We start from the raw sequence: 11,052 nt of genomic DNA on the forward strand, positions 1-11,052 counted from the left end.
GTGATCGTTTGCAGTTGCGCCGGCCGCGCAGCTGCGAAGCGCCGTTCACGGGGCTGCTCCGGGGGGTCGGGCAGGGCCGGACTCCCTCGAGCCCGAAATGGGAGGAGGGGCTGTGGGCGCATCAGCGTGGATTCCGACTGCTTGCTACCAATGCAAGGCCGGATGCGCAATCGTGGCGCGGGTTGAAGATGGTGAGGTGAAGGAGATCCGGGGGAACCCGCGGGCGCACGGCAAAGCGTGCGTCAAGGGCATGTCGGGCACTTCCCTGGAGTACTCACCGGACCGGCTGCTGTACCCCATGAAGCGGGTGGGAAAGCGGGGCGAGGGCACGTTCGAGCGCATCTCCTGGGACGAGGCGCTCGATATCATCACCGACAAGCTCCGTGATCTGAAAGACCGGGGCGAAGCTCACAAGCTCACGGCCAGCTTCTTCCCCCACAGCATCACCGACCCGAAGTGGCGCTTCCTCAACGCCTACGGAGGCTTCATCAACACCGCCCTACCGCACTGCGATTCGGCAAAGATCGTGGCCTGGCTCAAGACTGCGGGAGGGGTACCCAACCACCACATCCCACCGGCCTGGTTCACGATGCCCAAGGGCGGGATCGTACTCCTGGTGGGGCGGCACGCCTTTGGTGCCCTGGATAACGCCGCCGTCCCGCGCGATATCCTCGATGCCAAGGAGCGGGGCGCAAAGCTGGTCGTGATCGACCCCCTGTTCACGCCCGATGCCGCTAAGGCCGACTGGTGGATCCCGATCAAGCCCGGCGGCGACACCGCCTTGTTCCTGGGGATGATCCAGCACATCATCGCCGAGGACCTCTACGACCACGAGTTCGTGGACAACTGGGTCCGCGAGGGCGACTTCGACAAGCTCAAGGCGTACATCGCTGATAAGACGCCCGAGGCAATGAGCGAGATCTGCGATGTGCCACCCGAGACGATCAAGCAGCTGGCCGAGGAGTGCGCCAAGGCACCGGCGGTGGGCGTGGATAGCTTCAAGGGCATCATGCTGGGGCAGGCCCTGGACTTCGGCCACGCCTGGACGATCTTCTCGGCCATCACCGGCAATATCGATGCCCCCGGTGGGCAGCCGATGCCGGATCTCACGCCTCTGTCGCCGGTGCTGCCCGCCCCCGATGGGCCAAATCTCGGCGAACTGGGCTGGCACAAGACGGGACCCGATCGCGAAGCTTTCGACCACTACTCCTTCATCATGGAGCCGACCTGGTACGAGGCCAAGGCGATAACGGATGGCGGGCTCAAAGCCCTGATAGTGGCCGAAGCAAACCCGGCATTGACGGAAATGGGTCAGCAGGCCTGGCAGGATGCCGTCCGCGAGACCGACGAGAACGGCGACTACAAGCTGGAGCTCCTTGTCTCCATCGAGATCAACCTCTCGGAGACCTCGAAATTCGCCGACCTCGTCCTACCCGACCGCACGTACTTCGAGCGATGGGATCTCCTGTACATGCCATGGTGGTACAACTTCGGGCAGGGCATCGTACTGCGCCAGCCGGTGGTCGAAGCGCCCGGCGAGTGCCGGCACTCCAACTCGGTGTTCATCGAGCTTGGCAAGAGGCTGGTGCCCGAGTACTTCCAGTTCAAAGACGATGTGGAGTACTACGACATCCAGCTGGCGGGTCTGGGCCTCTCGATCGAGAAGCTGCAGCAGATGGGCGGCATGTGGTCACCGGGCACGCTCGGCTTTCGCAAGTACGAGCAGGCAGGCGGTTTCGGCACGCCGAGCAAGAAGGCTCACCTGTACTGGGAAGACCTGGAGGATGCTCCCGGCAATCAGGCCCTGCCGAGGCCGGGTCTGCCGGCGGAATACGACGTCAACGTGGCAGACTACCCGTTCATCCTGCTCTCCTACCGGACCATCTACCAGGCCGGCACGGGGCAGTGGACGCACAACAACCCTCAACTGCGGGACTCGGTATCGGGGATGTACGAGAACTTCCTGCTGATCAACCGCGCCGTCGCGAAGGATATGGGCATCACCGACGGGCAGATGGTGCAGGTAGCGGCTCCCAACGGAGGAGAGGTCAGCCTGCCGGCCCGATTGACGGAGGGCCTCCGGCCCGATTGCGTCGCTATGGCTCACGGTTTCGGCCAGACGACTGGCCGGGTAGCCACTACCGGCGGGGGTGTCAGCGACAACCTCTTGGTGCCGGATTCCGGCACGACGTTGGAGTGGCAAGACGTCATCGGCGCCGAATCGCACGTCTCGACGCGTGTCCGGATCGGGAATGAGAGGAGGACGTCATGAAACAGTTGGGACTGATGATAGATCTCAACCGCTGCATCGGCTGCAAGACGTGCGTCGTGGCCTGCAGGAACTTCCATGAGCTTGTCGACCATGTCGAAGCGATGCCTAATGAGATTCCCTACTACCTGCGCGTGGAAGATCGCTGGACCGGCGTCTTCCCCAATGTGGCCGTCGATTCCTGGGTCGTCCCGTGCCAGCACTGCGCGGATCCGTGGTGCGTGACCTCCTGCCCGGAAGACGCCATCAGCCGAGATGAACAGACCGGTATCGTGCAGATCGACTGGGAGAAGTGCAACGGGTGCAACGCAGTACCAGGCACCCTGGGAGCCGATAAGCGTAAGCACGCGCCGTGTATGGTCGAGTGTCCCGCTCACATCAACGTAGAGAGCTATGTGGGGCTCGCGGCGAAGGGGAAGTACGCCGAAGCCCTGAAGGTCATCAAGGACGATAACCCTCTGCCAGCCATCTGCGGGCGTGTGTGCCACCACCCCTGTGAGGCGGTCTGCAAGCGCGCTGATGTCGATCAGGCCGTGGCCATCAACGCGATCAAGCGCTTTGTGGCCGACCAGGACCTCAAGGCGGAGTCGCGCTACGTGCCAAAACTGGAGGACCGCCTCGAGGAGAAGGTGGCCATCATCGGCTCCGGTCCCGCGGGCCTGAGCTGTGCATACTACCTGGCCCGTGACGGCTATCAGGTGACCATCTTGGAGAAAGCGCCGGTGCTCGGCGGCATGCTCACCCTGGGCATACCCGCCTACCGCATGCCGCGCGATGTGGTCAACGCCGAGATCGAGGTCATCCGCGACATGGGTGTGACCATGAAGACCGGCGTAGAGCTGGGCAAGGACACCACCATCGCTCAGTTGCGCAGCGAGGGGTTCGGTGCCTTCCTGATGGCCATCGGAACGCAGGAATGCAAGCAGCTGGGCGCCGAGGGTGAGGACCTGGAGGGTGTCTACGAGGGGTTGGAGTATCTGCGCCAGACCAACCTGAACGCGTCGCCTCCCCTGGGCAAGAAGGTGGCCGTGATCGGTGGCGGCAACGTAGCCCTCGACGCAGCCCGCACGGCCCGTCGGCTGGGAGCCGAAGAGGTTTTCGTCCTCTACCGGCGTGGCCTGGAAGAGATGCCTTCTCATCCCGAAGAGATCGCCGATGCGCAGGATGAAGGCATCCCCATCCACACGCTTACCCAGCCCGTGGCCTTCCGCGGCAACGACGGTAAGGTGACGACCATCGACTGCATCAAGATGCGCCTGGGCGAGCCAGATGCCTCGGGCCGGCCGCATCCCGAGCCCGTTCCCGGCTCCGAGTTCACGGTTGACGCGGATGCCGTGATCGTGGCTCTGGGGGAGGAAGCAGACTGGGCGTGCCTGACGCCCGAGTGCGCCTGCCAGTTGACCCCTGCAGGGGCGATGGAGGTCGACCTGCTGACCCTGCAAAGCGGCGACCCCGACATCTTCGCTGCGGGTGATGCGATTCGCGGCCCGAGCACCGTCATTGAAGCTATCGCCGACGGCAAGCGAGCGGCCGTATCGATCGACCGCTATTTGAAGGGGCTGGATCTACGCCAGGGCCGGGCCAAGGAATGGGTGGCCGTGGACGAGGTGCAGAAAGAGAAGTACAACCCGGCCGATCGAGCGCCCATGCCTCGCGTGGAGCCCGCGGAGCGCTCCCAGGACTTCGCCGAAGTCGAGCAGGGCCTGGCGGAAGAGATGGTGGTCCAGGAGGGTGATAGGTGCCTCAAGTGCGGTAGCAGCTGCCTGCAGGCCTGCCCCTACGGGGTTATCCAGTTCAACCCGCAGGAAGGCAAGGCCCACAAGTGCGACCTATGCTGGCCCCGCATCCACCAGGGTGAGGTGCCTGTATGTGTCGAGACGTGCCTCACCGATGCCATCAGCTTCGGCGAGATAGACCTGCTCCGGCAGAAGGCAGCCACTCTGGGCCGGTCGATCATCGCTGACCTGAGCGAGGAGTCCGTCCTGTACATCAAGTAAGCCCGGTTCCCCAGCTTCCGGGAGGCACTGCCTGACGATCGGGAGTGCCTCCCGGGCCAGCACAACCGCCCAGCAGGCCTGGGAGGCCTGCATGACAAGGGGAGCTCATTGGCATGGTGGAAGACAAACCCCAGTTGTCCTATCTGCAGAAGCTCAAGGGTGTGAGAATCCGATCCGAGGCGCCCCATCCCACATGGCGCGAGTCTGTCGTCGCTGGTCTGGGCGGAGCGCTTGCCATAGCCATCCTCTACGCGCTCACCGTTGATCTCAAGCTCGTCACCTGTTTCATGGCTCCGCTCGGGGCAACCTGCGCCTTGGTCTTCGGGCTCCCGACCGCTCCCGTATCGCAGCCGCGCAACATCATCGGCGGGCACGTACTTTCCGCCCTTGTTGGGCTCGTCGTGTTCTCGGTGAGCGGTCAGACCACATGGTGGACAATGGCGCTGGCCGTTGGACTGGCCATGGTGGCCATGGCTATGACGCGCACGTATCACCCGCCAGCCGCGGTCACGGCCCTCCTGCCCGTGCTGCAGGAGATCACTGCGTTCACCTGGGTGCTCGCGCCGGTGGGTCTGGGGGCGATGCTCCTGGTCGTCATCGCTGTGCTGTACAACAACCTCTTCGCCGACCGGCGCTACCCGGTCTCTTGGTGGTGAGGAACCTTCCGAGAGGTGCCGTGCAGCGAGGAGCCTATTCCGGCGGCCTCAGCGCTTCAATGACACTGGCATCCACCCACCAGATGTCATCGCGCAGAGCGAAGAACAGGTACTTTCCATCAGGGGAGATGGAGGCGCCGCCGGCCATACGGTCGAAACCGTGCTGCGTCAAATCGATCGCATCGCCCCACGATCCGTCTGCATTTCGGAAGCTGACGAAGAGGTACGCCCCGCCCTGGACATCAAACAGGAGGTAGCTCCCGTCGGGAGCGATGCACGGGTGCGCCTGGCTTCCCCGGCCGCTGGTGATGGGCAGTGTCTCGTACTCTGCGAAGCGATCTCCCTGCAGTGTGATCCTCGCCAGAGAAGTCTGCCCGTTGATGTCTCGCGACGACAAGTCGGTGACGTACATCTGGCCATCCCGGCTTGAGCTTGGAAACATGCCCCCACCTGCGAACTCCGGTTCCGACCAGCCCGCTTGGGTCCTCTTGAGCACGTAGATGCCGATTTCGGAGGGAGGACCGGGCTGTCCTTCGGGGGCGGGGTGGCGCCAGCCGAAGTACAGCCTCTGGTTGTCGAAGGTGAGGTGGGGAGTGTACGCGTCGTATCCTGCCGTTTCCGGTAGCTGCTCGGGGGCGGTCCATTCTCCGTCCACGAGTGTGCTGAACAGGATCGTTGCCGATGAATCAGCCGCGACCCGGTAGAAGTAGTACTCCGTGCCATCCGGGGAGAAGGTCCCCGAGAACTCGGTGGAATCGGGCCCGGAGACGATTCCCGGGGCGAAGACCTCGGCTGCCATTCCGGGCGGTTCCTGACCGAGATAGGGGCCACGCAACGGGGTGGCGGCGGCAGGCGGGGATGCGGTCGGACTGGCCGCTTGGGGTGCACACGACGCCGCGAGCACGGCGAGCACGGCCAAGGACGAGACGAGCGCTCTGAAAGCAGGTCGGCTGATCGACGTGCCGGATGTCGTGACGGCCTCCGCGAAACGTCGCATCTGAGTTCCCCCCGGTCTTCGCGGGTGTGGTTCTTCCTACCTGATATCGAACTTCCGGAGTGGCTCCGGTCCGTGGATCGTTTGGCGTTCGATCGCGAGCAGCCCGTCGTCATTCGGCACGACGTGCCAGCGAACGAGCTGGATCGCACCCTCGGCGATCTCGATAGCCGTCATGCTCGTGGGGTAGATGCAGCACCCTGTGTTGAAGTAGGGGAGCTCGGTGCGGCGCGGGAACTTGAACCGGTGCGTGTGGCCACAGATGAGCATCATGCGGTGCTTCTCGATCCACTTGTTGTAGTTTCTCTCGATCTTGTGCCGCTTCGTGACGTTCTTGGAGGGGCTGGTCGGATTCTGGAATCCGAAGGCGTGCATGAACCGCCACGTGTACTTCATGGAGAGCATCGTGATGAACCAGAACTGGTCGTTGTAGAAGTCGCCCTGGTGTCCGTGTACCACGAGGATTCTCTGGCCGGTTCCGGTGTGCTCGAGAACGAGGGCCTCACGGGGCTCTATCCCCCGTAGCATCGGGTACGTCAGCTCGGTGTAGTCGTCGTAGTAGGTGAAGAAGTTGCGCTCAACGAATGCCGGGTCTCTGAGCTGGATGTCGTGGTTGCCGTACAGCAGGATGAGACGCTCGTCGTCGTGGAAGCGCTGCACCGCATCGAAGGCTTCAGGATGGGCGTTCCTGATGTGTCTGAAATTCGGGTGCTCCCAGAGTTCGTCGCCATCACCGGCCTCGACGTACACGAAGCCATCCTCGTAGTAGTAGTCGAGGGCGTGCAGGTAGGCGTTCTGGTTCTTGATGAACTCGTCCGAGTGGCTGCCATCGCCGCGGTGGCAGTCGCTGATGATGACGTAGCGCGAGCTGTCATCGATCTGTGCGACCCGTGCATTCTTGCGGGCCTCGGTCAGACGCTGGTCCGTGCGCACCCAATCACCCCCTCGCATCACTCTACGGCGGTCGCGGCGTCTGCGCCAGGACGGCGGGCGCTGCATCAGGGCCGCCAGGCGGTCTATGGGTACATGCCCTAGTGGGTATCTATCGTGTGTCTTGTGCAATCTGTCACTAAGTGTCCATCGATGGATGCCGATACAGGGACTGGGGGAACGACAGCACGCCGGAGGCGAGGAATGGACGGCAAAGGTGCTCAAGGCGACGGACCTGGCTGGGAAGTCGATGCGGAGCTAACAGTGATGCACCTTCGCGACAAGGTGATCGACTGTCTGCTGTCGACCCACGGCGACTACTTTGCGCGTTCCCGCGCGGCTCTCGGGCTCGACAGTAGCGCGGCGGCGGTGCGTTCAACCGCCCAGGGTATGGTCGCGCTTGCGTTCCAGTCGGTCGGCGGATCGTACGACGCGCCGACACTGCCTGTGCTGGCCAAGGTCGTGAACCTGCTCTCGGAGCGCGCGCTCGACTGGGGTGCTGAGCCCGACTCCATCTTCCATTGCCACTGCGAACTCATGCAAGACGTTGGCAAACTGGAGCTGCTGCAGTCGTCCGAGTCAGACGCCATGCGGCGGAGGAACTGATCACACACCGCGAATCCCGCTTCACCGGCTGCGGCTGTAGTCTCGGACCCTGCTAGACTGTTTCGCGTGATCATTACTGTCGACCATGTAACCAGATCCATCGGGGAGCGCGTCCTGTTTGCGGACGCGTTCCTTCGCGTGGGTGCGCGCGACCGCGTTGCGCTGGTTGGCGCCAACGGCACCGGCAAGACGACGCTGCTCGAGGTGATCGCGGGCAACCAGGAGCCTGACGAGGGCTCGGTCATTCGCGCCAAGGGCGCAACGGTGGGCTATCTGCGTCAGGAGGCCATCGAGATGGCCGGACGCAGCGTTCTCGATGAGGTGCTCTCCGAGGCGGCCGGCGTCCGCGGGCTCGAGCACCGCATCGCGATGCTCGCCGAGGAGCTCGAGACGGCCGAGGCTGAGCAGGCCGAGGTGTTGCTCGCCGAATACGGTCGGCTGCAGGAGCGCTTCGAGCACCTCGGCGGGTACACAGTGGATGCTGAGGCGCGCTCGGTGCTGACCGGCCTCGGCTTCAAGGAGCGCGATCTGGGGCGTGACGTGGCCGAGCTCTCGGGCGGGTGGCTCATGCGCGTGGCGCTCGCGAAGCTGCTGCTCGTGGAGCCTGACGTGCTGCTCCTCGACGAGCCGACCAACCATCTCGATCTTGAGAGCGTGACCTGGCTCGAAGGGTTCTTGAAAAGCTACGAGGGAGCGGTCCTCCTCGTGAGTCACGATCGCTCCTTCATGGACGCGCTTGTCGACCGGGTGGCCGAGCTGGAGCGGCGGCGACTCTCCGTCTATCACGGCACCTACTCGGAGTATGAGGCGCAGAAGGTCGGCGACCAGGAGCGGCTGGAGACGGCCAAGAAGCAGCAGGACCGCCACATCGAGCAACAGGAGCGCTTCATCGAGCGCTTCCGCTACAAGAACACCAAGGCGAAGGCCGTACAGAGCCGCATCAAGGCCCTCGACCGCGTGGAACGCATAGAGCTTCCCGAGGCGCGTCAGAAGGTCAGGTTCGCGTTCCCGCAGCCCGAGCGGACCGGCGATGAGGTGATCCGGCTCGACCACGTCGCCAAAGCCTACGGCGAGAACGTGGTCTACCGCGACCTCTCGCTGGCGCTCTACCGGGGCGATAAGGTGGCCCTCGTGGGGCCGAACGGGGCGGGGAAGTCCACACTCCTGCGGATGCTTGCAGGCGAGCTCGCTGCCGACACGGGGTCGCGCGCCCTCGGCCAGAAGGTCACGGTCGCGTACTTCGCGCAGCACCAGCTCGAGGCGCTCGGACTGCGTAACACGGTGCTTGACGAGCTGCTCACCGCCGCACCCGATTGGACGCAACAACAGGCGCGCACGCTCCTCGGCACGTTCCTGTTCCACGGTGACGACGTGAAGAAGCTGGTGCGCGTGCTTTCGGGCGGTGAGCGCGCGCGGCTGGCGCTCGCAAAGATGTTGGTGCGCCCGGCTTCGCTGCTCTGTCTCGACGAGCCGACGAACCATCTCGACATCCAGGGCCGTGACGTTCTTGAGACTGCGCTCAGGCAGTACACGGGCACGCTGGCGCTGATCACCCACGATCGGCACCTCATCCGCGGGGTCTGCAATCGCATCGCAGACGTGCGCGGCGGCGGGGTCACGATCTACGAGGGCGATTACGAGTACTACGCGTACAAGCGCGCCGAGCTCGAGGGAACTCGTGTGCCGACTGGCGGTGGCGGACGGGGCAGCCTCGGCAAGGCGACCGAGGCCACGGCGAGTCGTGCGGCGGATTCAGACGAGCCGCGCGAGCGGAGGAGCAAGGATGCCAAACGAGCCGAGGCCGAGACGCGCAACCGCCTCTACCGTGGGACGAAGGATGCGAAGCGTCGGTTGGCCTCGGTCGACCGGGAGCTCTCCACGGTGAACGTCCGTCACGAGGAGTTGCTTGCAGTTCTGGCCGACACCGCGCTTTACGAGGACAAGGAACGCTTCACGGCGGCGATGGAGGAGTATGCTTCAGTCAAGGGTCGCCTCGCGGCGCTCGAGGCGGAGTGGCTCGATCTCTCCGAACGCATCGAGGCTCTACAAGCCGGAGGTCCGGAATGATTGTAACAATGTTTACAAACTATGGGCCGGTCTGATATAAGGCTACGGAGGCAGAAGCGTGAGGCGGTGCTTCTGCGCCGTGTGGACTGGTTGGGAGTCGCGTCGCGCTGTTCGTACACTACGGAATGGTACTGGGGGTGAGCGGTGACTTCGAGTGAGACCCTTTTGTTCGTAGTCGGGCTCGCCGCCGGCCCGGTGCTGTTCCTGCTGGTCATGCTGGGGGCAAACTCGCTGCTAGCGCCCAAGCGCCCAAGCGAGCTCAAGGGCAGTGCGTACGAATGCGGCATCCCGCAGGCCGGATCCCCGTGGCGGGGGGTCAACATCCGCTTCTCCACCATCGCGCTCCTGTTCGTGATCTTCGACGCCGAGACGGTGCTTCTGTTCGCCGTGGCGTCCAGAGTGCGCGGCTCTCTCACGGGTGCGGTCGAGGTCGGAGCATTTGCGGCATTCCTCGCACTCGGCCTCTTCTACGCCTGGAAGAAGGGGGCGCTGAAGTGGCCGGCATAGACGACGTGGCCAAGGCACTCGAGCGTGTCCCCGGCGGCGGGATCATCCTCACGAGCATCGACGCTATCGCCGATTGGGCTCGCGGGTACTCGCTGTGGATGATGCCGATGGGAACCGCGTGCTGCGCGATGGAGCTCATCGCAGCGTCGTTCTCGAAGTTCGACTTCGACCGCCATGGCTCCATCCCGCGTCCGGACCCCCGGCACACCGACGTGATGGTTGTGGCCGGCACGATCACCCACAAGATGGCGCCGTCGGTTAAGCTCCTGTGGGCGCAGATGCCAGAGCCGAAGTGGTGTATCGCGATGGGGAACTGCGCGATCTCCGGCGGCATCTTCTACTACGATACCTACTCTGTCGTGCGCGGCGTGGACGAGTTCCTGCCGGTGGACGTCTACATCGCCGGATGTCCGCCGCGGCCGGAGGCCTTGCAGGACGCGATCCTGCGCCTACGCGAGAAGGTCCGTGCGGAGTCCGTCTCGCCCGGACGTGCTCGCGAGATCGAGTCGATCCTCCCACTGCCCTCAGATGCCCCGCGCGGCTCGGCCGGTGACGACGAGTGAACATCAACGAGCTTCGGGAGCATCTCTGCGAGTCCTACCCGGACCTGTGCCCGCTGTTCTCGGTGGAGTTCGGCGACGGCGTGATGCAGGTTGCGTCGTCCGGTCTCCATGAGGCTGCAGCTGACCTTAAGGCGCTCGGATTCGACATGCTCGGCATGGTCACTGCAGTCGATTTCGGCGAGGAGTTCGAGCTCATCTATCGTCTCCGGTCGCGGGAAATGCGCGTGGGCATGATCGTGCGTACCCGCGCGCCGCGCGATAATCCCGCGGTTGCCAGCGTCACGGACCTGTGGCCCGCTGCGAACTGGCACGAGCGCGAAGTCTACGACCTGTTCGGTATCACCTTCGAGGGCCATCCGGACCTTCGGCGCATACTGCTGCCCGATGACTGGGTCGGCCACCCGCTCCGCAAGGACTACGAGGATCCGGGGATCATCAGGAGGCCTGACTACCTGTGACCGAG

General features: G+C 64.1%; 10 protein-coding genes. 8 read left to right on the forward strand and 2 right to left on the reverse strand.

The window, feature by feature from the left end:
• Window positions 1-97: 97 nt before the first annotated feature.
• From Q7W51_06050 to Q7W51_06060, 3 genes are all read left to right on the forward strand, one after another.
• Window positions 98-2,272: a molybdopterin-dependent oxidoreductase gene (locus Q7W51_06050; GenBank protein ID MDO8847929.1), complete on the forward strand. Its 2,175-nt coding sequence runs from the start codon at window positions 98-100 to the stop codon at window positions 2,270-2,272.
• Window positions 2,269-4,266 (forward strand): FAD-dependent oxidoreductase, encoded by a 1,998-nt coding sequence (locus Q7W51_06055; GenBank protein ID MDO8847930.1) that lies wholly within the window; start codon window positions 2,269-2,271, stop codon window positions 4,264-4,266. Before Q7W51_06050 ends, Q7W51_06055 begins: the two co-directional genes overlap by 4 nt.
• A 113-nt stretch (window positions 4,267-4,379) precedes the next feature.
• Window positions 4,380-4,922, forward strand: coding sequence for an HPP family protein (locus tag Q7W51_06060; GenBank protein MDO8847931.1), 543 nt, complete (start codon window positions 4,380-4,382; stop codon window positions 4,920-4,922).
• A gap of 34 nt (window positions 4,923-4,956) precedes the next feature.
• Here Q7W51_06060 and Q7W51_06065 read toward each other — a convergent pair whose 3' ends face one another.
• Both Q7W51_06065 and Q7W51_06070 read right to left on the reverse strand, forming a co-directional pair.
• Window positions 4,957-5,919, reverse strand: coding sequence for a hypothetical protein (locus Q7W51_06065; GenBank protein MDO8847932.1), 963 nt, complete (start codon window positions 5,917-5,919; stop codon window positions 4,957-4,959).
• A gap of 36 nt (window positions 5,920-5,955) precedes the next feature.
• Window positions 5,956-6,849 (reverse strand): metallophosphoesterase family protein, encoded by an 894-nt coding sequence (locus Q7W51_06070; protein MDO8847933.1) that lies wholly within the window; start codon window positions 6,847-6,849, stop codon window positions 5,956-5,958.
• Window positions 6,850-7,113: 264 nt separating this feature from the next.
• Here Q7W51_06070 and Q7W51_06075 point away from each other — a divergent pair, with 264 nt between their 5' ends.
• The 5 genes from Q7W51_06075 (at window position 7,114) to Q7W51_06095 (ending at window position 11,047) form a co-directional block, all read left to right on the forward strand.
• On the forward strand, window positions 7,114-7,452 hold the full coding sequence (locus Q7W51_06075; protein MDO8847934.1) for a hypothetical protein: 339 nt from the start codon (window positions 7,114-7,116) through the stop codon (window positions 7,450-7,452).
• 66 nt (window positions 7,453-7,518) lie between these two features.
• Window positions 7,519-9,519 (forward strand): ABC-F family ATP-binding cassette domain-containing protein, encoded by a 2,001-nt coding sequence (locus tag Q7W51_06080; protein MDO8847935.1) that lies wholly within the window; start codon window positions 7,519-7,521, stop codon window positions 9,517-9,519.
• A 144-nt stretch (window positions 9,520-9,663) separates the two neighbouring features.
• Window positions 9,664-10,026, forward strand: a complete 363-nt coding sequence (locus Q7W51_06085; GenBank protein ID MDO8847936.1) for an NADH-quinone oxidoreductase subunit A — start codon at window positions 9,664-9,666, stop codon at window positions 10,024-10,026.
• Window positions 10,014-10,589 carry an NADH-quinone oxidoreductase subunit B family protein gene (locus tag Q7W51_06090; GenBank protein MDO8847937.1) on the forward strand — a complete coding sequence of 192 codons (576 nt, stop codon included), beginning with the start codon at window positions 10,014-10,016 and terminating at the stop codon, window positions 10,587-10,589. Before Q7W51_06085 ends, Q7W51_06090 begins: the two co-directional genes overlap by 13 nt.
• Complete coding sequence (locus Q7W51_06095; protein MDO8847938.1) at window positions 10,586-11,047, forward strand: NADH-quinone oxidoreductase subunit C; 462 nt, start codon at window positions 10,586-10,588, stop codon at window positions 11,045-11,047. The genes Q7W51_06090 and Q7W51_06095 overlap by 4 nt, the downstream gene beginning before the upstream one ends.
• The last annotated feature ends 5 nt before the right edge of the window (window positions 11,048-11,052 follow it).

It is taken from the genome of Coriobacteriia bacterium, assembly GCA_030652115.1.
Taxonomy (GTDB): domain Bacteria; phylum Actinomycetota; class Coriobacteriia; order Anaerosomatales; family Anaerosomataceae; genus UBA6100.